The sequence below is a fragment of the Micromonospora sp. A202 genome (assembly GCF_006715105.1).
Taxonomy (GTDB): domain Bacteria; phylum Actinomycetota; class Actinomycetes; order Mycobacteriales; family Micromonosporaceae; genus Micromonospora; species Micromonospora zamorensis.
The window spans coordinates 5,042,448-5,065,241 of the sequence record NZ_VFMP01000001.1; the positions used below are offsets into that span (position 1 = coordinate 5,042,448).

The 22,794-nt window shown below is 72.0% G+C and carries 20 protein-coding genes, 1 tRNA gene and 3 pseudogenes; 8 read left to right on the top strand and 16 right to left on the bottom strand.

The genetic code is table 11. The features are described from left to right. The first annotated feature begins 108 nt into the window (after window positions 1–108). Window positions 109–366, top strand: a complete 258-nt coding sequence (locus FBZ33_RS23150) for a DUF3040 domain-containing protein (protein ID WP_088949542.1) — start codon at window positions 109–111, stop codon at window positions 364–366. Between the two features lie 4 nt (window positions 367–370). On the opposite strand, the gene FBZ33_RS23155 is transcribed toward FBZ33_RS23150, so the two are convergent. The 4 genes and pseudogenes from FBZ33_RS23155 to FBZ33_RS23165 all read right to left on the bottom strand — a co-directional run. Further along, window positions 371–1,279 carry an SWIM zinc finger family protein gene (locus tag FBZ33_RS23155; protein WP_185755385.1) on the bottom strand — a complete coding sequence of 303 codons (909 nt, stop codon included), beginning with the start codon at window positions 1,277–1,279 and terminating at the stop codon, window positions 371–373. Window positions 1,280–1,299: 20 nt separating this feature from the next. Then, window positions 1,300–3,465 (bottom strand): annotated as a pseudogene (locus FBZ33_RS23160) (DEAD/DEAH box helicase); the annotation flags it as partial. A gap of 71 nt (window positions 3,466–3,536) precedes the next feature. Further along, window positions 3,537–4,488: pseudogene (locus FBZ33_RS33805) on the bottom strand (ATP-dependent helicase); the annotation flags it as partial. A 113-nt stretch (window positions 4,489–4,601) separates the two neighbouring features. After that, window positions 4,602–4,703 (bottom strand): annotated as a pseudogene (locus tag FBZ33_RS23165) (DUF664 domain-containing protein); the annotation flags it as partial. Window positions 4,704–4,869: 166 nt separating this feature from the next. On the opposite strand from FBZ33_RS23165, the gene FBZ33_RS23170 reads away from it, so the two are divergent. Further along, entirely contained in the window at window positions 4,870–5,076 is a 207-nt protein-coding gene (locus FBZ33_RS23170; RefSeq protein ID WP_088949546.1) for a hypothetical protein, read from the top strand. A 9-nt stretch (window positions 5,077–5,085) separates the two neighbouring features. Here FBZ33_RS23170 and FBZ33_RS23175 read toward each other — a convergent pair whose 3' ends face one another. Together FBZ33_RS23175 and FBZ33_RS23180 are read right to left on the bottom strand one after the other, a co-directional pair. Next, window positions 5,086–6,228 carry a polysaccharide pyruvyl transferase family protein gene (locus tag FBZ33_RS23175; protein WP_088949547.1) on the bottom strand — a complete coding sequence of 381 codons (1,143 nt, stop codon included), beginning with the start codon at window positions 6,226–6,228 and terminating at the stop codon, window positions 5,086–5,088. A gap of 94 nt (window positions 6,229–6,322) precedes the next feature. Beyond that, on the bottom strand, window positions 6,323–6,781 hold the full coding sequence (locus FBZ33_RS23180; protein ID WP_185755386.1) for an N-acetyltransferase: 459 nt from the start codon (window positions 6,779–6,781) through the stop codon (window positions 6,323–6,325). Between the two features lie 232 nt (window positions 6,782–7,013). On the opposite strand from FBZ33_RS23180, the gene FBZ33_RS23185 reads away from it, so the two are divergent. Continuing rightward, window positions 7,014–7,949: a phosphotransferase gene (locus tag FBZ33_RS23185; protein ID WP_141910653.1), complete on the top strand. Its 936-nt coding sequence runs from the start codon at window positions 7,014–7,016 to the stop codon at window positions 7,947–7,949. Between the two features lie 13 nt (window positions 7,950–7,962). Here FBZ33_RS23185 and FBZ33_RS23190 read toward each other — a convergent pair whose 3' ends face one another. Continuing rightward, window positions 7,963–8,592, bottom strand: a complete 630-nt coding sequence (locus FBZ33_RS23190) for an HAD-IA family hydrolase (protein ID WP_141910654.1) — start codon at window positions 8,590–8,592, stop codon at window positions 7,963–7,965. Between the two features lie 214 nt (window positions 8,593–8,806). Between FBZ33_RS23190 and FBZ33_RS23195 the strand changes: the two genes are divergently transcribed. Both FBZ33_RS23195 and FBZ33_RS23200 read left to right on the top strand, forming a co-directional pair. Continuing rightward, entirely contained in the window at window positions 8,807–9,310 is a 504-nt protein-coding gene (locus tag FBZ33_RS23195) for a SigE family RNA polymerase sigma factor (RefSeq protein ID WP_141910655.1), read from the top strand. Next, complete coding sequence (locus FBZ33_RS23200; protein ID WP_141910656.1) at window positions 9,307–10,692, top strand: hypothetical protein; 1,386 nt, start codon at window positions 9,307–9,309, stop codon at window positions 10,690–10,692. Before FBZ33_RS23195 ends, FBZ33_RS23200 begins: the two co-directional genes overlap by 4 nt. Before the next feature lie 22 nt (window positions 10,693–10,714). On the opposite strand, the gene FBZ33_RS32915 is transcribed toward FBZ33_RS23200, so the two are convergent. From FBZ33_RS32915 to FBZ33_RS23235, 8 genes are all read right to left on the bottom strand, one after another. After that, on the bottom strand, window positions 10,715–10,855 hold the full coding sequence (locus FBZ33_RS32915; protein WP_185755387.1) for a hypothetical protein: 141 nt from the start codon (window positions 10,853–10,855) through the stop codon (window positions 10,715–10,717). Window positions 10,856–11,129: 274 nt separating this feature from the next. Further along, a tRNA-Val gene (locus FBZ33_RS23205) sits at window positions 11,130–11,201 on the bottom strand. Window positions 11,202–11,278: 77 nt separating this feature from the next. Continuing rightward, a complete protein-coding gene (locus tag FBZ33_RS23210; protein ID WP_141910657.1) occupies window positions 11,279–11,743 on the bottom strand; it encodes a peroxiredoxin in 465 nt (154 codons plus the stop codon). Between the two features lie 86 nt (window positions 11,744–11,829). Next, on the bottom strand, window positions 11,830–12,267 hold the full coding sequence (locus FBZ33_RS23215) for a DUF3052 domain-containing protein (RefSeq protein WP_007463483.1): 438 nt from the start codon (window positions 12,265–12,267) through the stop codon (window positions 11,830–11,832). Window positions 12,268–12,379: 112 nt separating this feature from the next. After that, on the bottom strand, window positions 12,380–14,899 hold the full coding sequence (locus FBZ33_RS23220) for a thiamine pyrophosphate-dependent enzyme (RefSeq protein WP_141910658.1): 2,520 nt from the start codon (window positions 14,897–14,899) through the stop codon (window positions 12,380–12,382). A 51-nt stretch (window positions 14,900–14,950) separates the two neighbouring features. Beyond that, a complete protein-coding gene (locus tag FBZ33_RS23225) occupies window positions 14,951–15,355 on the bottom strand; it encodes a MarR family winged helix-turn-helix transcriptional regulator (RefSeq protein ID WP_141912892.1) in 405 nt (134 codons plus the stop codon). A 212-nt stretch (window positions 15,356–15,567) separates the two neighbouring features. Then, a complete protein-coding gene (locus tag FBZ33_RS23230) occupies window positions 15,568–15,972 on the bottom strand; it encodes a secondary thiamine-phosphate synthase enzyme YjbQ (RefSeq protein WP_185755388.1) in 405 nt (134 codons plus the stop codon). A 23-nt stretch (window positions 15,973–15,995) separates the two neighbouring features. After that, complete coding sequence (locus tag FBZ33_RS23235) at window positions 15,996–16,343, bottom strand: hypothetical protein (protein ID WP_141910659.1); 348 nt, start codon at window positions 16,341–16,343, stop codon at window positions 15,996–15,998. Window positions 16,344–16,514: 171 nt separating this feature from the next. Here FBZ33_RS23235 and aceE point away from each other — a divergent pair, with 171 nt between their 5' ends. Beyond that, window positions 16,515–19,253: a pyruvate dehydrogenase (acetyl-transferring), homodimeric type gene (gene aceE, locus FBZ33_RS23240; RefSeq protein ID WP_088949557.1), complete on the top strand. Its 2,739-nt coding sequence runs from the start codon at window positions 16,515–16,517 to the stop codon at window positions 19,251–19,253. Between the two features lie 272 nt (window positions 19,254–19,525). On the opposite strand, the gene FBZ33_RS23245 is transcribed toward aceE, so the two are convergent. Next, entirely contained in the window at window positions 19,526–19,972 is a 447-nt protein-coding gene (locus tag FBZ33_RS23245) for an SRPBCC domain-containing protein (protein WP_088949558.1), read from the bottom strand. A 187-nt stretch (window positions 19,973–20,159) separates the two neighbouring features. Between FBZ33_RS23245 and FBZ33_RS23250 the strand changes: the two genes are divergently transcribed. Both FBZ33_RS23250 and FBZ33_RS23255 read left to right on the top strand, forming a co-directional pair. Beyond that, a complete protein-coding gene (locus FBZ33_RS23250; protein WP_141910660.1) occupies window positions 20,160–21,509 on the top strand; it encodes a GH1 family beta-glucosidase in 1,350 nt (449 codons plus the stop codon). Further along, window positions 21,506–22,783: an MFS transporter gene (locus tag FBZ33_RS23255; protein ID WP_141910661.1), complete on the top strand. Its 1,278-nt coding sequence runs from the start codon at window positions 21,506–21,508 to the stop codon at window positions 22,781–22,783. The genes FBZ33_RS23250 and FBZ33_RS23255 overlap by 4 nt, the downstream gene beginning before the upstream one ends. Window positions 22,784–22,794 lie beyond the last annotated feature (11 nt).

Here is a 22,794-nt window from a genome sequence, read left to right on the forward strand (position 1 = left end):
ATGAGGTGCCCTCACGTGGAGGAAAAGTAGCAGCGGCGGTCGAGCGTGAGCCGCCACCGCAGCGGGTATGCCGCCGAACCGCTGAACGCGTGAGGGGAAGGCAGCGCCATGCTCAGCAAAGAGGATCAGCGCAGGTTCGACCAGATCACCCGTCAGCTCCGGGAGAGTGACCCGGCCTTCTTCGCCCGGCTGGACCACCGGGTCCGGGCCCGCAGGGGCCGCTATCTGATGTTGTTGACCATCGTGCTGTGGGCGTCGCTGCCGGCGATCGCCGTGTTCGCCGGTCGGATGACCGGTGCGATCTGCGCGGTGGTGCTCGTGGTCAACGCCGCGATCATGTGGCGGTTCCGCCGCCGCTGGACGTGACGGCTCACCGCTCGCCCGGGCCGAACGCCCGGTACGCGCGGCGTAGCCGTTCGAGCAGTCCCGGCCCGCCGATGGCCGGGGCTGGCGCCCCGAGCTGGCGTAGCAGCAGGTCGGGACCGGTCGCCAGTCGCGGCGGCCGATCGGGCAACGGCACCGGCGGCAGCCAGAACCGGTCTGCCGCATCCGGTAGCGGCGTCGTCGACAGCCCGGCGAGCGCGCGGGCCGCGCCGACCGGGGCCGGGACGTCCACTGTCGACTGGTCGGTGTCCGGTTCGGACACCGCGAGGACCGGCTGGGGCTGTGGGACGGCGCCGGTGGCCTGCACCCGACGGGCGCGCAGCTCGGCGAGCAGCTCGGCGCGGGACCGTCCGCGCCAGTGCAGCAGCTCGAACGGGTCCGCGTCGAAGGCCTCGGCCAGCAGGTAGAACGTCGCCGCGAGGTGCTTGCACGGCACCGCGAAGTCGGGGCAGTTGCACCGCTGGGTCAGCTCGTCCACGGCGGCCGGGAAGAGCGGCGCGCCGGCGGCGACGAACAGCTCCTCCAGCTCGTCGGGGAGGTCCCCGGCGAGCAGCCGGGCGCTGAAGAACGCCTGCCCGGCCAACTCCTCCTCGATCCGGGACCAGAGCGCCGCCGGGAACGGCCGCAGCGCGATGGACACCTGGTACGGCTGCGGCCGGGAGCCCTGCACCACCGCGCTGACCAGCCCGGGTGTGATGTCGAGCGAGAGCACCTGACCGGCCCGCGCGTACGAACGGCCGCGGGTCAACCGGGTGCCGAGCGCGAACGACTCCAGCACCTCCAGGAAACGCCGGGACCACCAGGACCGGCCGATCGCGCCCCGGGCGCTGCGCGCCCGCAGACCCCCGTCGACCTTGCGAGGGCGGCCGTAGTCGGCGAACCGGTCGGTGCTCACGCCAGAGCTTCCCTCGCTCACTACTCCACCACCGCCCCGGCCTCCAGGGCGAACAGCTCGCGCAACTGGCCGGTGGACAGCTCGGTGATCCACTGCTCCCCGGTGCCCACCACCCGCTGGGCGAGGGCACGCTTGTCGGCGATCATCGCGGCGACCTTCTCCTCCACAGTGCCGGCGCAGACGAACTTGCGGACCTGCACCCGTCGGCGCTGCCCGATCCGGAACGCCCGGTCGGTGGCCTGGTCCTCCACCGCCGGGTTCCACCACCGGTCCACGTGCACCACGTGGTTGGCGGCGGTCAGGGTGAGCCCGGTGCCACCGGCCTTGAGGGAGAGGACGAACAGCGGTGGACCGTCCGCCGACTGGAAGCGCTGCACCATGGCGTCCCGCTCCGCCTTACCGAGGCCGCCGTGCAGGAACAGCACCTCCCGGCCGAAGCGCGCCGACAGGTGACCGCGCAGCATCGCCCCGAACTCGGCGTACTGCGTGAACAGCAACGCCCGCTCCCCCGCCGCCAGCACCTCCTCCACGATCTCGGTCAGCCGGGAAAGCTTGCCGGAGCGGCCCTCCAGCGCCGAACCGTCGCGGAGCAACTGCGCCGGGTGGTTGCAGACCTGCTTGAGCCGGGTCATGGTGGCCAGCACCAGGCCACGTCGCTCGATGCCGTCGCTGGTCTCGATCCGGGTGAGCATGTCGTCGACCACCACCCGGTACAGGGCGGCCTGCTCGGCGGTGAGGTTGCAGAGAACCTCCATCTCCAGCTTCTCCGGCAGGTCCGAGATGATCGACGAGTCGGTCTTGAGTCGGCGCAACACGAACGGGCCGGTGATCCGGCGCAGCCGCTCGGCGGCCTCGGCGTCGCCGTGCCGCTCGATCGGCTCGGCGAACCGCTTGCGGAACGTCGCCGCCGGCCCGAGCAGCCCCGGGTTGGCGAACTGCATGATCGACCACAGGTCGGCGAGCCGGTTCTCCACCGGCGTACCGGTCACCGCCACCCGCTGCCGGGCCGGCAGCGCGCGGACCGCCTCGGCCTGCCGGGTCGACGCGTTCTTGATGGCCTGCGCCTCGTCCACCACCACCCGGTGCCAGTCGATGCCGGCCAGGTCGACGGCGTCGCGGGCCGCCACCGAGTAGGTGGTGAGAACCAGGTCCGCGCCGTGCGCTGCCGCGGTGAACTCCGCCCCCCGCGCCCGCTCCGCCCCATGGTGTACGTGCACACGCAGCGTCGGCGTGAACCGTGCCGCCTCCCGCTGCCAGTTGCCGACCAGCGACATCGGACAGACCAGCAGGGTCGGGCCGGCCTCCGGCGGGTCCCCGGCGAGCAACGCGAGCAGTTGGACGGTCTTGCCCAGCCCCATGTCGTCGGCGAGCACACCACCCAGCCCGAGCGAGCGCAGGAAGGCCAGCCACGCCAACCCACGCTGCTGGTACGGCCGCAGCGTTCCCACGAAGCTCGGCGGCGGATCCAACGGGGTGAGCCGGCGCTCGACCGCACCGGCGAGCAGGTCGCCGAGCGCCCCGTCGGCGCTCACCTCCAGCACCGGTAGCGCCCCGGTGGCCTCGCCGTCGGCCAGCCCGAGGCGGAGCAGGTCGGCGACGGTCAACTCACCCGCGGAACGGAGCAGGCGCAGACCGGCGGCGAGCCGCCCCGGGTCCAGCTCCACCCACCGGCCGCGCAGCCGCACCAGCGGGGTCTTCAACTCGGCCAGCGTCGCCAACTCGTCGGCGGACAGCGGATGGTCACCGAGGGCGACCTCCCAGCGGTAGTCGACCAGGGCGTCCAGACCGACGCCGGCTTCGGTGCCACCCACAGTGCCGGGCGCGGTGCGACTGCGGGCACGCAACCGGGCGCCGAGCCGCGCCGACGGGCGCTGCCACCAGGACGGCAGCAGCACCCCGAAACCGGCCGCGTGCAGCACCGGAGCGCCCTCGCTGAGGAACCGGTGCGCCCCCTCGACGTCGAGGTCCATCGCCTCCGGGGCGGCGGTCCGCAGCGCGGCGTCCAGATCCGGCCAGAGCCGGCTGGCCCGGCCCAGCTCGGCGAGCAGCGTCTCCTGCGGGCTGGTCGTCCGGCCGGCCAGGCCGCCGAGCGTCTGCGGTGCCCGCCAGACCTGCCCGGCGTCGACGTGCAGGCCGGGTTCGTCGGCGGCCTGCAACCCGAACTCCAACCGCCAGCGCCCGCCGCCGGTCGGCTCGACCGACGCCGGGACGACGTCGGTCGGCGCCGGGCGGGTGGCCAGGATCGGTTCGGTGACCTCGTCGGGGGCCGGTTCCACCAGCCGGAAACTGGCTCGCACCGGGCCGCCCGCGGCGTCGCGCTGCCAGTTGTCCAGCTCGTCGCGCAGGGTGGCCAACGCGGTCGGGTCGACGGTGAAGTCGCGCCGGGGGCCGGCGAGCGCGGCCAACCACGCCGGTGCCGGGCCACCCGGCCGCAGCCCACGCGCCAGGGTGGTGGTCGCCAGAGCGGCCCGCGCGGCGGCGTCGGTCAGCGCGTCCAGCGCATCCGCGACCACGTCGGCAGCGGTCAGCTCACCATCACCCGGGCCGGTGGTCCCGGTGGTGGTGACGGCTCGGGCGGCTGGTGGCAGGGCCAGCGCCAGCGAACGGGCCCATGCGGCGTCGGTGCCGGTCAGCAGGGGACGCCAGACCGCCAGCGCCGGCACCTGCGCCCCGGCTTCCAACGGCGTTTCGGCGGCCGACCGCGTTTCGGCGGCTGACGGTGTGCTCGGCTTCGTCGTGCGGACGCCGGGGAGGACACGGCCACGGGTCACCAGGTCGGCGGCGAAGTCGGCCAGCTCGGCGAGGTGACGCAGGGTGGCCCCGGACACCGCCGGGAGTTCGTCCAGGGCGCGCAGGAGCGGCAGCGCGTCGTCCGGGGCGTACACCAGCACGGGGACCCGCCACCCGGCCAGGGTGAGCCGGCCGCGGGTCGGGGGTGCGACGGCGGTCCGGATCAGCTCGGGTGAGTCCGTCGGCGCGCCGGCCCGGGTGGGCAGGGTGAGCAGCGCGGTGTCCGGGCGGGCGGGCTCGGCGGCGTCGGCGAGGACGGCGACCAGGTCGGTGTGCCCGGCGGCAAAGGGGTGCGGGCGTTCCCGGGGTGACCGACCGGAACGGGTCGGTGCGGAAGGCACGGCGCTGTCCTCGGCCCAGACGGCGAGACCGCCGGTTGGGCTGTCGCCGGGCAGCCACAGCCCGTGGATGACCAGCACCTGCTCCCCCTCGTCGCCGCCCGCGCCCAGGATAGGCGGCCCCCTGCGGGTCCGGCGCATCCCACCCAGGGCTCACCGCGTCGCCGTCAAAGGCCGCCCGGGGTGATCGAAGATCAGATCGCGCCGGACTCGCCGTCGGTCAGCTCGCGCAGGATGTCGGCGTGACCCGCGTGCCGGGCCGTCTCCTCGATCATGTGCACCAGCACCCAGCGCAGCCGAGGAACGAGTCCAGGACGGCGCGTTCGTCGGCGGTGCGGGCGAGCACCGGACCGAGCGTCGGATCGATCGTCTGCTCCATCCACCGACCCTAGTGACGAAGCGGGCCTCCCCGCTGCCCCGCTATCCGCTGCGGGCGGGCGGCACTACGGGCAGGATGGGCGCATGGCTTCATCCGTGCAGATCCTTCTCGTCGGCGGCACGGCGGACGGGCAGACCATCACCGTCGAACTGGACAGCAACGGCCGTCCGCCGCTGACCCACCACCACATCGGCTCGGGTGGGCTGGCCGACGCGCAGATCTACGAGTTGGAGACAGCCCGGGAAGAGGCCCGCGAGTGGCGCTACCGGTGGACCGGCCCGGCGGTGTGACAGCCCAGGTCAGACCCGGGTGAGGGCCTGACTGCGCAGGCTCTCCAACACGCCACGGGTGACCTCCGAGGTGCCCCGCGCCTGCTCGCACACCTCCGCCACCCGGCGGGCGGTGGCCTCGGCACGTTGCTCCCGCTCGTCCCACAATCGGTCGACCTCGGCCAGCAGCGGCCCCTCGACCTCCCGCTCGACACCGCGCAGGGCCGGCACGCCGAGTCGCTGGGCCAGGTCGAAGACCTTGCCGGCGTACGGCAGGGGCAGGAACGGTGTGCCGACCATCGCCGCGAAGATCAGGAAGTGCAGGCGCATGCCGACGGCCAGGTCGAAGTGGCGCATCAGCCCGAGCACCTGCTGCGGCGAATAGGTGCCGTGCAGGATCCGGCCCCGCTCGGCGGCGACCATGTGGGACAGGACGCCGTGGGCGTGCCGGATGTCGTCGCGTTCCATCGGCACGAACAGCACGTACGCGTCGATCCGGTGCACCAGGAAGTCACCGATCTGGGCCAGCAGCCGGTGGTAGCCGTCCACGTCCAGCCGTTCGGCGGCCCGCCCCGGCTCCCGCACGCTGATCCCGACCAGGCGCTTGCCGACCGGCACACCCTCCTCGGCCAGCAGGTGCGCCGGGAACTCCTCCGGTTGCAACAGGAAGGCCGGGTCCGCGGTGACCGTGATCGGGTTGAGCAGGCCAGCCTCCTCCAGCACCATCCGGGACTCCTGGTCACGAACGGTCACCTGAGTCGCGCCGGAGAGCGTCTCCCGGACCATGCCGGTGTCCACCCCGTCGCTGAGCGGCCCGACCCCCACCGCGTACGTGATCAGCGGCAGGCCCCGCTCCTGGGCGACCCGGACCACCCGCAGGTAACGGCGAGCCTCCCGGTCGTAGAGGATGCCACCGCCGCCCAGGATGAGCAGGTCGAGCTGGGCCAGGACCAGGGCGGAGTCGGTGCGGCTGACGCCCTCCCAGGGCACCGCCTCGACGTCCGGATGGGCGGCCCGGGTGTGCTCCGGGTTACGGGAGAAAACGATGATCCGGGCATTCGGTTCCTGCGTACGCAGATCGGTGAGCAGGCCGGTGAGGATCGCCTCATCGCCGAGGTTTCGCCCACCGTACGAGCCCAGCACACCGATGGTCAGTCCGGCACCGTGCGTCATCCGTCGCTCCTCCCCAGGTGCGGTCCGCGCCGGTTTCCCGCTGGGCAGGTGAACAGTCCTGCTCAGGGGACCGTCCTGGGCCTCGCTTCCGACCTCAGCCCGCCGGGTCGATCCGCTTCGCCATCTGCTGTGAGGTGACCTCGAAGCCCAGACTGCGGTAGAGCCCGATCGCCACGGTGTTCGTCCCGAACACGTTCAGACCCAGCTCGGGCACCTTGAGCTGGGCGAGTTCGACCTCGATGAGCTGGATCATCCGGCGTGCGTACCCGTGTCCCCGGTGCTCCTCGTGCACCTCGATGTTGTGGATCCACGCCTGGTCCGGGGCGGCGGCCGTCGGCAGTGTCACCCAGATCCAACCGACCTCGGTGTCACCGACCCGGCCCATCCGCAGCAGGGCCCCCTCGGTGGCCGCGCCCGCCGGCAGCGACTCCCGGATCTGACTGCTCGACCGATCAAGGGCCGCCTCCGGGGTCATCCCCCGGTGCGCCACCAGGTCATCGGCGTACCCCTGCTCCAGCGACACCAGCAGCCGGGCCAGCTCCTGCGCAGTCATCGGCGTCAACGTCAATTCCACAGTCGCTCCGCTTCGTCGTTGCCAGCGGGTAGTGCAGCAGAACCCGCCCGGACACGCCACCGGGTTGCCCACGGCGGGACGGCCAGGCGTGCGCGACCCGGCCATGATGACGAGCTCACGTCAGCGACGGCCACCTCGACAATCCGGAAGGGGTGGCCACCGGAGGGGAAATGGGTTGTCCGGCGGCGTGGACGGGGCGCACGGTGAGTAGGTGACGCAGCAGACCACCAACCGGATCGGCTGGACGGACCTGCCCGAGCGGGTCCGGACGTCGGTGCAGGAGATCATCGGCGATCGGGTGGTCGAGGCGGTGTCCCAACCGGGCGGCTACTCGCCGGGCACCGCGGACCGGGTCCGCACCGCGACCGGTCGGCGGGCGTTCGTCAAGGCGATCATCCCGGTGCAGAACCCGGACAGCCCCGGGATGCACCGGGCGGAGGCCCGTACGGCCGCCGCCCTGCCGGCCTCGGCACCGACGCCCCGGCTGTTGGGCTGCCACGACGACGGCGAGTGGGTGGCGCTGGTCTTCTCCGACGTGGACGGTCGACACCCGGCCACCCCGTGGCGGGCCGACGAGCTGACCCGCGTCCTGAAGGCCCTGGAGGTGATGGCCGCCGTGCTCACCCCGAGCCCGGTGACGCACGTGCCGACCGCCGCCGACCGGCTGGCCGGGGACTTCGCCGGGTGGCACCGGATCGCCGCCGACCCACCGGCTGTGCTGGACCCGTGGGCCCGGGAGCACCTGGACCAGCTGCGCGCCGCCGCCGACCACGGCATCGCCGCGCTGACCGGTGACACGCTCTGCCACGTGGACGTACGGGCCGACAACCTGCTGCTCGACGCGACCGGCACGGTCACCGTCGTCGACTGGCCGTGGGCCTGCCGGGGGCCTGCCTGGCTGGACACCGCGCTGCTGCTGGTCAACGTCCGGCTGCACGGCGGGCACGACACCGAGTCCCTGCTGCGCCGGCTGCCCATCACCGCCGAGGTCGACCCGATGACGCTCACCGGCGTATACGCCGGGTTGGCCGGGTTCTTCGCCGACGGCGCTCGTCGTCCGCCACCGCAGGGCATCCCCACCGTCCGCGCGTTTCAGCAGGCCCAGGCCGACGCCCTGCTCCCGTGGCTGGCCACCCGCCTCCGGTGACCCGGCGGGCGGGTCAGGGCGCCGTCGGCGTCGACTGCAGGTGGCGTGCCAGTTGCGCCAGGTCGGCAAGGCGCAGATCGCCGTCGAGGCCCTTCAGCGCGGCGGTCATCGCACCGGCCGCCCGCCCGGCCCGCAGCCCCACCTCGGCGTCCTCGACCACCAGGCACCGCGCCACGGGCACGCCCAGCAGAGCGGCGGCCCGCAGATAGCCCTCCGGGTCCGGCTTGCCCACCCGCACGTCCTCCACGGTGACCAGCACCGGCGCGACGATGCCGGCAGCACCGAGCCGAGCCTCGGCCAGTCGCGCGTCCGCGCTGGTCACCACCGCCCAGGGCAACCCCAAACGGGCCAGCGCGCTCAGCAGGTCGTGCGCCCCGACGGTGGCCGTCACGTCGGACAGGTCGTCGTACTGCAACGCGAGCTGCCGGGCCGCAGCCGCGGCGACCGCGCTGTCGTCGAGCGCGGGCAGCAGCCGGCGGATGGTCCGGTCGGCGGGGCTGCCGTGCGCGATCGCCAGCGCCGCAGCGGGGTCGACGGTGTATTCGACGGCCCACCGCTCCCAGGCCCGCTCGACGGCGGCGTCGGAGTCGACCAAAGTGCCATCCATGTCGAACAGCACCGCGCCAATGCCTGCCAGTGTCACGCCCACGCTCCCCCTGATGCTCGTCAGACGACATTAGCCGCCCGCTCCCCCGCCCCAAGATCCGCGCAACTTCGGGGATCCTGCTGCCTCACCGACTGCTGAGGCAGCAACAACACTGAAGTTGCGCGAATCTTGGCGGGTGGTGTCCTCAGCTCGGCAGGGGGCCTCAACCATCCGCCGCACGGGAGGCGTTCTTCTCACCGAGGGGGTGGACATGACCGAGACGTTCCACGAGTTCGTGGTGCAGCGTTCGCCGGCCCTGTCCCGGACCGCCTACCTCCTCACCGGTGACCATCAACTCGCCGAAGACCTCGTGCAGACCGCCCTGGCGCGCACCTACCGCCACTGGCGACGCATCCGCGACGGCGATCCCGAGGCATACGTCCGCCGGGTGATGTACCACCAACAGGTCTCCTGGTGGCGACGCCGACGCGTCGCCGAACGCCTCGAAGCCGAACCCACCGAACGGGCCGGCGGCGACCACACCGACACCACCGCCCTACGACTGACCCTCACCGCCGCGCTGCGCCACCTCACCCCCCGCCAACGGGCCGTCATCGTGCTGCGCTACTACGAGGACCGCACCGAAGCGCAGGTCGCCGACCTGCTCGGCTGCTCTCTCGGCACCGTCAAACGCCACGCCCACGACGCACTGCGCCGACTCCGAGCGGTCGCTCCCCACCTGCTGGACGCCGCCGCGGAGAGGAGCACCCGATGACCGCCCGGCTCCGCGACGCACTGCGTGTCACCGCCGAGGACGTGCCCACCTACCCGGTGTACGAGCGCGCTCTCGCCACCGCCCGCCGCGACCGTCTGCGCCGCGTGGGCGTCGGCGCCGCAGCGTTGTTGCTGCTCGCGTTGGCCGGCGTCGTGGTGCCGCTGACGCGTACCCCCGGCCTCGACCCGGCCGCCGCCGCGAACGCCGCGCTGCCCGACCACATCGCCCTGCCGCCGATCGGCACGCTGCATGTCACCGACCGTCCCCGGCTCGGTCCGGCGTCGGTCATCTTCGACGGGCCGGCGCCGCGTCTGCACGGTTGGAACGACGTGAACGTGGTCGGCGTGGTCGACGCGGACTCCGACCGCTACCGGATCATGCGGATGGGCGGGGAGTCACTGGCGGGCGTGTCGGTCCACCTCTCCCCCGACGGCCGGTACGTGGCCCGGCCGGACGGGGTCCAGGACGATCCGGGCGTCGAGGTCATCGACCTGATCACCGGCCGGACCCAGCGACTCACGTCGCCCGTCGACCGCAGTGTCTGGAGCACACCTGTCGGCTGGTCCGCTGACGGCGGGTCGCTGGTGGTCAGTGACGACGTGCCGGTCGCGTTCGAAGGGGCCACGTACACCACCGTGCTGAGTGCGGTGACCCTCGGCGGGGAGCGTTGGACCAGGCTGGCCGCCGGCGCCCAGGAGGCCCGCTTCGGCTCGACTGTCGCCGCCGCCCCGGGTCGGCTCGCCTACCAGTACGGCCGCACCGTCGCGGTGACCGATCTGGCTGGCCGCGAGCTCTCCTCGTTCGCCCTGCCCGACGAGACATGGCTGGCCGGCAAGGGCGCATGGCGTCCGGACGGCACGAACCTGACGCTGGCTGTCCGCCGGGCGGACAGCGAGTGGACCCTGCGCCAGGTCGACCCCGCCAGCGGCCAGGACGTCGGTCCACTACGCCTGCCCGCTGTGTCCGGGGTCGTCGCCATCCGGCTGCTCGGCTGGGCGCCGGACGGGTCGGCGCTGGTGGCGGCCTATCAGCCGGACCCCCTCGCCCCCGACCTGCCGCTCGAGGAGCAGACGGCCCCGCCCACGAGCGACCAGCGCGTGCGCACCGTACGGGTGCTGGCGCTCACGCCCGGAGCCACCGCACCGCGAACCGTGTTGACCGCGCCGGACCAGGTCATTGCCGTCGACGTCGCCGACCAGGTGATCCGCAGCGGACGCGTCCGCGACGCGCAGCCGCCGGGCGGAGTGGGTGGTCGGTTCTGGCTCTGGACGGGTCTCGTCACCATGCTGATCACGGTCGGAGTTTTATACGTGAGCCGCCAACGGATCGCGCTGTGGCGCGACGATCGACGCATCAGGCGAGCGCGCCGGGCTGGTGGGTGAAGAACGGCAGCAGCACGCGGCGTCACCCGTCCCGATCCAGCACCGGGCGAACGGCATCGACGAACGAGATCCGGCGATTCGTGCGTGCCTCGATCGCGACCAGCCAGCGCTCCCGATGGCGCTCACGCAAAGGCGCCGTCGCGCCGCCCGGCTCCTCGCCCAACCGACGCTGGTCGGCGTGCTCCGCATCGATGCTGGTCAGGGCAGCGAACGGCCAACGTGGACAGTGAGGTGATCAGCGCGACGGCGACGGTGTCCTGCACCCGCCCATCATGGCGGCGCGCGCAGTGGGCGTCGTCACCCGGGCGCGGGTCGACTCCGGGTCAGCACGCGGTCGATGGTTGGCAGTCGGGCAGTTCGACACGCCGAGCGCCGCGCTGCTGAGCTGCCAGGGATCACTCGCGGGCACGTACTGCTGCCGTTTTCATGATGAGGGGTGGGCGCGGCAGGTTTCGAACCTGCGACCCCCCGCTTGTAAGGCGGGTGCTCTCCCACTGAGCTACGCGCCCGGATCGCCCGTGCGGCGGGCCGGTGGTGGGCAAGCTTACCTTGCCCGCCACCGGTCCGGGCGCACGGCGTACCCCGGTCAGACGGTCGCTGCGGCGATGGCCTTGCGCCAGCCCTGCTGGTCGCGGGCCTCGCCCGGGCCGTTCATCTCGGCGAAGCGAACCACGCCGGCCTTGTCGATGACGAAGGTGCCCCGGTTGGCGAACCCGGCGACGTCGTTGAAGACCCCGTATGCCTGGGCGACACCGCCGTGCGGCCAGAAGTCGGCCAGCATGGGGAACTGGTAGCCCTCGCGGTCAGCCCAGATTTTGTGGCTGTAGGCCGAGTCGACGCTGACGGTCAGCACCTGGACGTCGTCGTTCACGTACTCGTCGAGGTTGTCCCGTATGTCGGACAGCTCACCCTGGCAGGTGCCGGTGAAGGCGAGCGGGTAGAAGACCAGCAGGACGACGCGCCTGCCCCGGAAGCCCGAGAGCCGGACCTCCTGGTTGTTCTGGTCCTTCAGCACGAAGTCCGGTGCCTCGGCACCAACCTCGATGGGCATGCGAACTCTCCTCGGGTCGGGTCACGAAAACGGCACCGGCTTGCCACCCGGCGGTGCGGACCGCCGGGTGCGCGAAGCGGCACGGGCTACTTCTTGGCCTTTGCCCCTCGGCGCAGCACCAGACGTGCGCCGCTCCAGTCCCGGCCGGCGTTGACGGTCGAGGTCTGCTGAAGGCCAGCGGTGGGTGCGGACTCCGCGACCTCACTCGGCTCGACGTGCCCGTCACGCCCCGCCTTCGGGGTGAGGAGCCACACGACCCCGTTGTCGGCCAGCGGGCCGAGGGCATCGACGAGAAGCTCGAAAAGGTCACCGTCGCCGTCGCGGTACCAAACCAGCACGGCGTCGACCACCTCGTCGGTGTCCTCGTCGACCAGATCTCCACAGCGGTCGGTCAGGGCGTCTCGGAGATCCTGGTCGACGTCGTCGTCGTACCCCATCTCCATGACGACCATCCCCGGTTCGATTCCGAACCGGTCCGCCAGGCTGCGTACCCCGTCGGCGGCCTGACCAGCGGTCGCGCTCACTGTCGCGTGCCTCCTCATCTCGTCCCTGCTCGCGGCGTCGGTGCGACGCCGTCAGGCAAAGTCCACACAGTTGTGCGTCCGCGCGCAAGTGGCGCACCGGGTGGAACGGAATTTACCGTGCCAGCAGCGTACGGGCACCGTCGGTAATGGCTTCCGCGGAGACCAGTACGTGACGTGCTGCCGGACCTAATGGTACAAACGAGTCAACTGCCGCTACTCGTCGCGCGGCACCGACATATCCGGCGTCGACCAGCGCGGCGATCACTCCCTCGCCGACCCCGCCGGAGCGGCGTGTCTCGTCCACCACCAGCACCCGACCGGTCGCCGAGGACTCCCGGATGATGTCGGCCACCGGCAGGGGGGCCAACCAGCGCAGGTCCACCACCCGGGTGCCGACCCCCTCCTCGGCGAGGACGGCCGCTGCCCGCAGCGACATCCGCACCCCGTTACCGAAGGTGATGATGGTCAGGTCGTCCGCCGAACCGACCCGGTAGACCCGGGCCCGCCCGATCGGCACGTGCCCGGCCACCCACGCCCCCGGCTCCGGGTATCCGGCCAGCCACTCGCCGTCGCCATCGGCGTAGAGATCGCGGGTGTGGTAGAGCGCGATCGGCTCCAGGAACACGCAGACACTGCCGTCCACCGCCGCGCTGGCCAGGCAGGTCCGCAGCATGGGCGCGGCGTCGTCCGGCCGCGCCGGCACCGCGACCACCAGACCAGGCACATCCCGGAGTACGGCCACCGAGTTGTCGTTGTGGAAGTGCCCGCCGAACCCCTCCTGGTACGCCAGCCCGGCCACCCGCACCACCATCGGGTTGCGGAACGCCCCCTGGGAGAAGAACCGCATGGTGGCTGCCTCACCGCGCAGCTGGTCTTCGGCGTTGTGCAGGTACGCCAGGTACTGGATCTCCGGCACCGGCAGCATCCCGGCCAGCCCCGCGCCGAGGCCCAACCCCAGCACCGACGTCTCGTCCAACAGGGTGTCGAAGACCCGGGCCGCCCCGAAACGGTCGCGCAGCCCCTTCGTCACCCCGTACACGCCGCCCTTGGCAGCCACGTCCTCACCGAAGATCGCCATCTGCGGGTGGTCGAGCATCCCGTCGGCGAGCGCCGCGTTGATGCTCTGCGCCAGGGTCATCGGCCCGCTCAGCTCCGGCGGCTTGCCACCGAACGCCTCCGCCCGGGCACCCGCGCCCGGGCCGCTGGCCCGCGCCGCGGCGTCGGCCACCGCCCGCGCCACCCGCACTGGGCGGCGGGGCGCCAACGCCGACACCACGTCGGCCGCGGAGGCAAGCTTCGGCTCGCCCAGCACCTCCTCGGCCAGCCGGCGTACCTGCCAGCCGGTCTCGTCGTACCGGGCCAGCAGCTCCTCGCCGGTCGCCACACCGGCGTCGACGAGCAGCCGCGCGGTGGCGGCCACCGGGTCCCGGTCCAGGTCCTCGGCCAGCTCGGCCGGGCTGCGGTACGCCGACTCGGCGTCCGCCCCGGCGTGCCCCATCAGCCGTACGGTGCGCAGGTGCAGCACGGCCGGCCGCCGGGTACGGCGCACCCAGGCCGCGGCCTCCGCCGCCACCGCGTACGTCTGCACCGGGTCGGCCCCGTCCGCGCTGAAGTAGCGGATGCCCGGCTTGGCCCGCAGGGTCGCCTCGACCCAGCCCTCCGGTGAACGGACGCTGATGCCCAGCCCGTTGTCCTCGCAGACGAAGAGCACCGGGATGCGCAGCTTGCCGTGGTCGTACCACCCGGCGGTGTTGAAGGCGGCGGTGGCGCTGGCGTGGTTGACCGAGGCGTCGCCGAACGAGCAGACCACGATCGCGTCCGGTGGCCAGGGCGCGTGCGCGGCGCCCGCGCCGCTGCCGACCCGTGCCCCCGCCCCGGTACGCCGCCCGGCGCTGTCCAGCCGGCGCAGCCGTTCCACGGCCAGTCCCATGCCGACCGCGCGCGGCAGGTGCGAGGCGATGGTGGAGGTGGTCGGCACGATGGCCAGGTCGGCTCGGCCGAACACCTTGTGCCGACCGCCGGCGATCGGCTCCTGGCTGGAGGCGACCATGCCGCGCAGCACGTCCCGGGCCGCGTCCGCGTACGTCGCGAACCCGCCGGTGGGCGGCTCGGTCCCGGACGGCTCGGACGGCTCGGACTGGTCGGCTGCCTTGGGCTCGGCGGCGGGCCCCGGGTCCACGACGGGCTGCGGATCCACGGCGGGTTGCGTGCCGGTGCCTGGTTGCGTGCCGGCGGGTCGTTGCGTGTCGGCGGCCGGCTGTGCCTGGTCCGCCGGCGTCGCCTCGGCGGCGGCCTGCGCGGCGCGCTGGCAGTAGAACGCGCCGGAGCGGTAGTGCAGCAGCGCCGGGTCGGTGGGACGTAGCGCGGCGGCGACCGCGGCGTTGGCCTCGTGCCCGGCCGAGCCGATCGTGTAGAAGCCCTCCCCGAAGCTGCGCAGCCAGCGGCCGGCCAGGTCGAGCTGCCGGCTGGTCACCTGTGCGTCGAACAGGTCCAGCACCTGCGCGCCGGTCAGTGGGGCGTCGTCGGTGACCGGGTCAGCGGGATCACGCCGTTGCTGCGCGGCGGGCAGCGCCGCCAGCGTCTCCCGGAATCGGTCGTCGAGGTCTTGCGGGGTGGTCACGTCGGACAGCATTACCGACGGGAGGCCGCCTCGCCCAGTGGGACACGGCTGGGGCGGGTCGGCTCACTCCGGCCCGCAGGGCTCCGGGCAGCCACCGTCGGACACCTTCCACACCAGGTCACGAAGGGTGCTCAGCTCCTGGTCGGTCAGCCCCGACAGGAGTCGGGAGTCAGACATCACCTCGGTCACCCGGTCCCGTTCGACGCGCCCCTTCTCGGTCACCACCAACGTCTTCTGCCGCCGGTCCGCCGGGTCGGTGCGGCGCTCGACCAACCCGGCCTGCTCCAGCTTGTCGACCAGCACCGTCACGTTCGACCGGTCGCAGCCCAGTTGGCCGGCGAGGTCACGGGCGGGCAGCGGGTGGTCCGGGTCCAGTTCACGCAACGCCCGGGCCGCGGCCGGGGTGAGTCCCAACTCGGCGAACGCGGAGCCCTGCCGGTGCCGCAGGGCGTCACTCACGTGGGCCATCCGGCGTAGCACATCGGCGGCGAGACCGGCCCGATCCACCGGCCCACCTGCTGCGGAACCCACCTCCTGCGTCACGGCCACATCGTACGCACGGGGCCGGTCACCGAGGCCGCCGACCGAAGCCTCTAGATCCGCGCACCATCGCGCGTTGAGGCAGCACTTTCAGGGAAGTTGCGCGGATCTTGAGGGCGTGACGGCGGCGCGAGGCGCGGTCAGCCGGGGAGGAAGGAGAAGCGGACCTGGCGGGTGGGGTTGTCACCGTTGGTGTCGACCAGGCAGACGGACTGCCAGGTGCCGAGGGCCAGCCGGCCGCCGAGCACCGGCAGTGTGGCGTACGGCGGAATGAACGCCGGCAGCACGTGGTCCCGGCCGTGGCCGGGCGAGCCGTGCCGGTGCCGCCAGCGGTCGTCGGTGGGCAGCAGCGCGTCGATGGCGGTCAGCAGGTCGTCGTCGGAGCCGGAGCCCGTCTCGATGATCGCGAGGCCGGCGGTGGCGTGTGGCACGAAGACGTGCAGCAGGCCGTCACCCTCACTGGAGACGAACTGCTGGGCCTCTGCGGTGATGTCGTGGACGCTCGGGCGGGACCCGGTCCGGACGGTGATGACGTCGCTGCGCATACGTCGCATTCTGCCCGAGCGGGTCAGGACCCGCCGCCACCACCACCGGAGTCCCCACCACCCCCACCGCCGGAGTCGCCACCGCCGCCGGACCAGTCCCAGCCGCCCGGGTCGCTCCCGTAGTAGGTCGCCGGGATACCTGTGTCCGCGTGCCTGCGGCGCTGGCCGGGCACGGGCCGCGCCCTCCGGTCAGCAGGTGCCCGCAGGCCGCCGCGCAACCGGGCCGCGCCGAAGACGGCTGCGGCCAGGCCGAGGGCGATGATCGGGAGCACGGCGGGATCACCCGACAGGAGCACCCAGGTCGCTGGGATCGCCACGAGCACCCCGACCGCCAGGAGTGCACCGCCGACAACTACTCGTCGCCCGTTCATGTCACCACGGTAGAAAACTGGAACAAGGGCCGAAAGCTCGTCGTCGCGCTAAGTTACCGACGGGTACCTGTGTTGAGCGTCGCGTCAGGGGCCCCTAGACGTGACGACAGGTGCCACCAGGGGGCAGGATGGCGCTAGAGACCTATCCCACACACAACCGAGGGAACGCCTGTGGCTACGGAACGCAAGCGCCCGGTGATCAGCGACGGCCTACCGAGCCAGCTTCCGGACATCGACCCTGACGAGACAAGCGAATGGGTCGAGTCGCTTGACGGTGTCATCGACGAACGCGGCGCCAAACGCGCCCGCTACGTCATGCTGCGCCTGCTGGAGCGGGCCCGTGAGCGCCAGGTCGGGGTTCCGCCCCTGACCACCACCGACTACATCAACACCATCCCGTCGGAACGCGAACCGTGGTTCCCGGGTGACGAGCACGTCGAGCGGCGGATCCGGGCGTACGTCCGGTGGAACGCCGCGATGCTGGTGCACCGGGCGCAGCGCCCGGAGATCGGCGTCGGCGGGCACATCTCGACCTTCGCCAGCTCGGCTTCGCTCTACGAGGTGGGCTTCAACCACTTCTTCCGGGGCAAGAACCACCCGGGCGGCGGCGACCACATCTTCTACCAGGGCCACGCCTCCCCCGGCATGTACGCGCGGGCGTTCCTGGAAGGGCGGCTCAGCGAGCACCAGCTCGACGGGTTCCGCCAGGAGTTGTCGCACCCCGGCGGCGGGCTGCCGTCGTACCCGCACCCGCGGCTGATGCCGGACTTCTGGGAGTTCCCCACCGTCTCGATGGGTCTCGGCGGTCTGAACGCGATCTACCAGGCCCGGTTCAACCGGTACCTGCAGCACCGCGGCATCAAGGACACCTCGCAGCAGCACGTGTGGGCGTTCCTGGGCGACGGTGAGATGGACGAGCCGGAGACGCTGGGCGCCATCGGCGTGGCCGCCCGCGAGGAGCTGGACAACCTCACCTTCGTGATCAACTGCAACCTCCAGCGGCTGGACGGCCCGGTCCGGGGCAACGGCAAGGTCATGCAGGAGCTGGAATCGTTCTTCCGGGGTGCCGGCTGGAACGTGATCAAGGTCGTCTGGGGCCGCGAGTGGGACCCGCTGCTCGCAGCGGACACCGACGGCGCGCTGGTCAACCTCATGAACACCACGACCGACGGCGACTACCAGACCTACAAGGCGGAGTCGGGCGCGTACGTGCGGGAGCACTTCTTCGGGCGCGACGCGCGGACCCGCAAGATGGTCGACCCGCTCAGCGACGACGAGATCTGGAACCTCAAGCGGGGTGGGCACGACTACCGCAAGCTCTACGCGGCCTACAAGGCAGCCACCGAGCACACCGGTCAGCCCACCGTCATCCTGGCCAAGACGATCAAGGGTTGGACGCTCGGCTCGCACTTCGAGGGCCGCAACGCGACCCACCAGATGAAGAAGCTGACGCTGGAGGACCTGAAGACCTTCCGCGACCGGCTCTACCTGGACATCCCGGACAAGGCGCTGGAGGACAACCCCTACCTGCCGCCGTACTACAACCCGGGTGAGAAGTCCGAGGAGATCCAGTACCTCAAGGAGCGTCGCGAGCAGCTCGGCGGCTACCTGCCGTCCCGGCGGACCAGCACCAAGCGGCTGACCATCCCCGGTCCGGAGCGGTTCGCCGACGTCAAGCGCGGCTCGGGCAAGCAGAAGGTGGCCACCACGATGGCCTTCGTCCGCCTGCTCAAGGACATCATGAAGGACAAGGAGTTCGGCAAGCGCTGGGTGCCGATCATCCCGGACGAGGCCCGCACCTTCGGTCTCGACTCGATCTTCCCCACCGCGAAGATCTACTCGCCGCACGGTCAGCGCTACACCTCGGTCGACCGGGAGCTGTTCCTGTCGTACAAGGAGTCGACGACCGGGCAGATCCTGCACGAGGGGATCAACGAGGCCGGCTCGGTGGCCTCGTTCACCGCGGCCGGTTCGGCGTACGCCACGCACGACGAGCCGATGATCCCGATGTACATCTTCTACTCGATGTTCGGGTTCCAGCGGACCGCCGACGGGCTGTGGGCGGCGGCCGACCAGATGGCCCGGGGCTTCCTGCTCGGCGCCACCGCCGGTCGCACCACGCTCAACGGTGAGGGCCTCCAGCACGAGGACGGCCACTCGATGCTGATCGCCGCCACCAACCCGGCGGTGGTCGCGTACGACCCGGCGTTCTCGTTCGAGATCGCGCACATCATGGAGCACGGCCTGCACCGGATGTACGGGGACGCGCAGGAGAACGTCTTCTACTACCTGACGGTCTACAACGAGCCGATCCTTCAGCCGGCCGAGCCGGCCGGGGTGGACGTGGAGGGCCTACTCAAGGGCATCTACCGCTACTCCCCCGCACCGGAGGTCGACGGCCCGAAGGCCAACGTGCTCGCCTCGGGCACCGGCATGCAGTGGGCGCTCAAGGCCCAGCAGTTGCTCGCCCAGGACTGGGGGGTGGCCGCCGACGTCTGGTCCGTGACCTCCTGGACGGAGCTGCGCCGCGACGCGGTGGAGACCGAGGAATACAACCTCCTCAACCCGGGCGCCGAGGCGAAGGTTCCGTACATCCAGCAGAAGCTGGCCGACGCTGACGGGCCGAAGGTCGCGGTCAGCGACTGGATGCGTGCGGTGCCGGATCTGATCGCCCGCTGGGTGCCCGGCGACTACACGTCGCTCGGCACCGACGGCTTCGGCATGTCGGACACCCGGCACGCGCTGCGTCGGCACTTCCACGTCGACGCGGAGTCGATCGTGGTGGCCACGCTGCGGCAGCTTGCCCGCAGCGGCGCGGTGGCGGCCACCGTGCCGGCCGAGGCCGCCAAGAAGTACGCGATCGACGACGTCAACGCCGCCCCGGTCGGCGAGACCGGCGGCGACAGCTGATCCAGCACGACCGAAGGAAGGGCCCGGCGCGCAAGCGCCGGGCCCTTCCTTGGGTACGACCCACCCCCACTCGGGTCGATCATGGAGTTGTGGTGGGGGACGAAGCTGTCAAGTCACCTCGCAACGGGCACCACAACTCCATGATCGTCCGCAGCGGACGGCCCAGCGGAGGGCCCAGCGGGGTTCGGAGCCGGTAGCGGCGGCGGTCCGGGGTCCCTGGCGGGGATCCGGACCACCGCCGTCGCGGGTGACGCCGGGAGGATGTGCGCTCGTCAGCCGACGGCGGCCAGGTCGGTGAGCCGGGCCAGCGAGTCCTCCAGGTCGGCGCCGACCCGACGTAGTCCGAGGCGCAGCAGGGCCGCCTTGACCGGACCGGCCGGCCAGCGGACGACGATGAGCCGCACGACGGTCCCGCCCTCCTCCTCGTCGGTGGTGAGCTGGACGTAGATCTCGGTGCGCGCCTCCGCACGAGCACCGGCACCCTTGGCCCGTTCCCGCCAGCCGATCAGCGTCGGCTCCTGGTAGGCGATCACCTCGGCCTCATGCGCCGAGCCGCGCCCCGCCTGGACCAGTTGTCGCCTGCCGAAGCCCTCTCCCGAGAGCACTTCGGCCGCGCGGACACCCGCCAACCAGGCCGGCAACTGCTCGGCCCGCTGGACAACATCCCAGACCACTTCAATCGGCGCCGCCACGTGCGCACTGCGTTCAACGAGGATCATTTCCGTCTTCCTCCGGTGAGGACATCCCACGATATCGGCACTCTATGCGTTAAATCGGACTTACCTGGACGGGTTCGGAAAAAGACACGCCGATCAACCATTGCGGATTGCGCCAAGCCGGCCTATGGCGCATTCATCGAGAGCGCCCTAAAGTCCCGAGCACGTTTCACGTTGACCGGGAGGGCGCATGTCGACCGCACCGATGCCCCAGTTCCCCACCGGCTTCCGTTGGGGTGTCTCCACATCGGCCCATCAGATCGAGGGCGCCACAGCGGTCGACGGGCGTGGTCCGTCCATCTGGGACACGTTCGCGCGCTCCCCCGGCCGGATCGGCGACGGCAGCACCGGCGAGGTGGCCTGCGACCACTACCACCGGCACACCGAGGACGTCGCGTTGCTGGCCGGGCTGGGCGTTTCCGCGTACCGGTTCTCGATCGCCTGGCCCCGGGTGCAGCCCACCGGCACCGGCCCGGCCAACCCGGCCGGCCTGGACTTCTACGACCGGCTGGTCGACGAGCTGCTGGCCGCCGGCGTCGACCCCGTGGCGACCCTCTACCACTGGGACCTGCCCCAACCCCTGGAAGACGCCGGCGGCTGGCTGCACCGCGACACCGCCGCCCGGTTCGCCGAGTACGCCGACCTGACCGCCGCCCGGCTCGGCGACCGGGTCCGGCTCTGGATCACCCTGAACGAACCATTCATCCACATGAGCCTCGGGTACGGCATGGGAGTGCACGCACCCGGTCGGATGATGCTCTTCGACGCCTTTCCGGTCGCCCACCACCAACTGCTCGGGCACGGGCTCGCGGTCGCCGCGCTGCGGGCCCGCACCACCAGCCCGGTGGCGATCGCCAACAACTACTCGCCCGTGCGGGTGCTCGGCGACAGCGACGCCGACCGGGCCGCCGGGGCCGCCTACGAGGCGCTGCACAACCGGCTCTTCACCGACCCGCTGCTCGGTCGCGGCTACCCGGAGCTGCCCGGCTTCGACCCGGGCGTCATCCACCCCGGCGACCTCGACACGATCGCCGCGCCGATCGACGTGCTCGGGGTCAACTACTACAACCCCACCGGCGTACGGGCCGCCGACGAGGGTTCACCGCTCCCGTTCGACCTGGTGCCGCTGGACGGCTACCCGCGTACCGCCTTCGACTGGCCGGTGGCCCCCGACGGGCTGCACGAGCTGCTCGGCTGGCTGCACGACACCTACGGCGACGCGCTGCCACCCATCGAGATCACCGAGAGCGGCTGCGCGTACGACGACGCGCCGGACGCCGACGGGCAGGTGGCCGACCCGGAGCGGATCGCGTACCTCGACGGGCACCTGCGCGCCGTCCGGGCCGCCATCGACGACGGAGTCGACGTGCGTGGGTACTTCGTCTGGTCGCTGCTGGACAACTGGGAGTGGGCCGAGGGGTTCACCAAGCGCTTCGGCCTGGTGCACGTCGACTACGCCAGCCAGAGGCGTACGCCGAAGTCGTCGTACACCTGGCTGCGGGACGTGATCGCGGCCTCCCGGCCGGGGTCGGCGCGGTGACCACCCTCGACCCGACGCCGGCGTCGCTGCCGGCGGCGCTCGCCGAGCCGACCGTGCCGGTGCGACGCGGCTGGATCGGGTTGATCTTCGCCGCCAACCTCGGCGTCTGGATGGCGTTCTTCACGCCCATCCAGGTGCTGCTGCCTCAGCAGATCGAGCAGATCGCACCCGGCGACAAGGAGAACATGCTGGCCGTGGTCACCGGCCTCGGTGCCCTGGCCGCGGTGCTCGCCAACCCCCTCGCCGGCGCGCTCTCCGACCGCACCTGCCTGCGGGTGGCCGGCCGCGAGTTCGGTCGCCGGCACGTCTGGACGGCGGGCGGGGCCCTGCTGGGCGCGGCGGCCCTGGTGCTGTTGGCCCAGCAGCGGACCATCCTCGGGGTCGCGCTCGGCTGGGTGGCCGCGCAGGTCTGCTTCAACGCGATGCTGGCCAGCCTCAGCGCCGCCGTCCCGGACCGGGTCCCGGTGACCCAGCGCGGTGGCGTCTCGGGCTGGGTGGGCATCCCGCAGGCGCTCGGGCTGGTGCTCGGCGCGGTGCTGGTGACCGCAGTGGTCACCGGCAACGCCGCCGGCTATCTGGCCATCGCCGTGGCGATCCTGCTGCTGTCGCTGCCGTTCGCGCTGTTCACCCCCGACGAGCCGCTGCCACGTACGCACCGGCCCGTGGTGCGCACCAGGGCGCTGCTGGCCTCGATGTGGATCAGCCCGCGTCAGCACCCGGACTTCGCCTGGGCCTGGATCACCCGGTTCCTGGTGCAGCTCGGCAACGCCCTGGGCACCCTCTACCTGCTGTACTTCCTCACCGACGGGGTGGGCCACCCCGATCCTGAGGGTGGGCTGCTGGTGCTGATCCTGCTCTACACGCTCGGCATGATGCTGACCGCTGTGGTCGCCGGACGGCTGTCGGACCGTTCCGGACGCCGGAAGATCTACGTCATCGCGTCCGGGGTGATCATGGCGGTGGCGGCGCTGCTGCTGGCGGTGGCGCCGGTCTGGCCGATGGCGATCGTCGCCGCGCTGCTGCTCGGCGCCGGCTACGGCGTCTACCTCGCCGTGGACGCCGCGTTGATCACGCAGGTGCTGCCCCGGGCGACCGACCGGGCCAAGGACCTGGGCGTCATCAACATCGCGAACTCCGCGCCGCAGGTGCTCGGCCCTGCCCTCTCCGCCCCGCTCGTCGTGTACCTGGGTGGCTATCCCACGCTCTACGCCGTCACCGCCGTGGTCACCCTGATCGGCAGCGCGCTGGTCGTCAAGATCCGCTCGGTTCCCTGAGTCGAGGCCCC

Excerpts from the sequence above, each read along its gene's own strand:
- FBZ33_RS23150 (WP_088949542.1), top strand. The coding sequence starts at position 109 with ATGCTCAGCAAAGAGGATCAGCGCAGGTTCGACCAGATCACCCGTCAG.
- FBZ33_RS23175 (WP_088949547.1), bottom strand. The coding sequence starts at position 6,228 with ATGACGCACGGTGCCGGACTGACCATCGGTGTGCTGGGCTCGTACGGT.
- FBZ33_RS23225 (WP_141912892.1), bottom strand. The coding sequence starts at position 15,355 with ATGGCCCACGTGAGTGACGCCCTGCGGCACCGGCAGGGCTCCGCGTTC.
- FBZ33_RS23170 (WP_088949546.1), top strand. The coding sequence starts at position 4,870 with ATGGCTTCATCCGTGCAGATCCTTCTCGTCGGCGGCACGGCGGACGGG.
- FBZ33_RS23250 (WP_141910660.1), top strand. The coding sequence starts at position 20,160 with ATGTCGACCGCACCGATGCCCCAGTTCCCCACCGGCTTCCGTTGGGGT.
- FBZ33_RS23235 (WP_141910659.1), bottom strand. The coding sequence starts at position 16,343 with ATGAACGGGCGACGAGTAGTTGTCGGCGGTGCACTCCTGGCGGTCGGG.
- FBZ33_RS23220 (WP_141910658.1), bottom strand. The coding sequence starts at position 14,899 with ATGCTGTCCGACGTGACCACCCCGCAAGACCTCGACGACCGATTCCGG.
- FBZ33_RS23200 (WP_141910656.1), top strand. The coding sequence starts at position 9,307 with ATGACCGCCCGGCTCCGCGACGCACTGCGTGTCACCGCCGAGGACGTG.
- FBZ33_RS23245 (WP_088949558.1), bottom strand. The coding sequence starts at position 19,972 with ATGATCCTCGTTGAACGCAGTGCGCACGTGGCGGCGCCGATTGAAGTG.
- FBZ33_RS23195 (WP_141910655.1), top strand. The coding sequence starts at position 8,807 with ATGACCGAGACGTTCCACGAGTTCGTGGTGCAGCGTTCGCCGGCCCTG.
- FBZ33_RS23210 (WP_141910657.1), bottom strand. The coding sequence starts at position 11,743 with ATGCCCATCGAGGTTGGTGCCGAGGCACCGGACTTCGTGCTGAAGGAC.
- FBZ33_RS23180 (WP_185755386.1), bottom strand. The coding sequence starts at position 6,781 with ATGACTGCGCAGGAGCTGGCCCGGCTGCTGGTGTCGCTGGAGCAGGGG.
- FBZ33_RS23230 (WP_185755388.1), bottom strand. The coding sequence starts at position 15,972 with ATGCGCAGCGACGTCATCACCGTCCGGACCGGGTCCCGCCCGAGCGTC.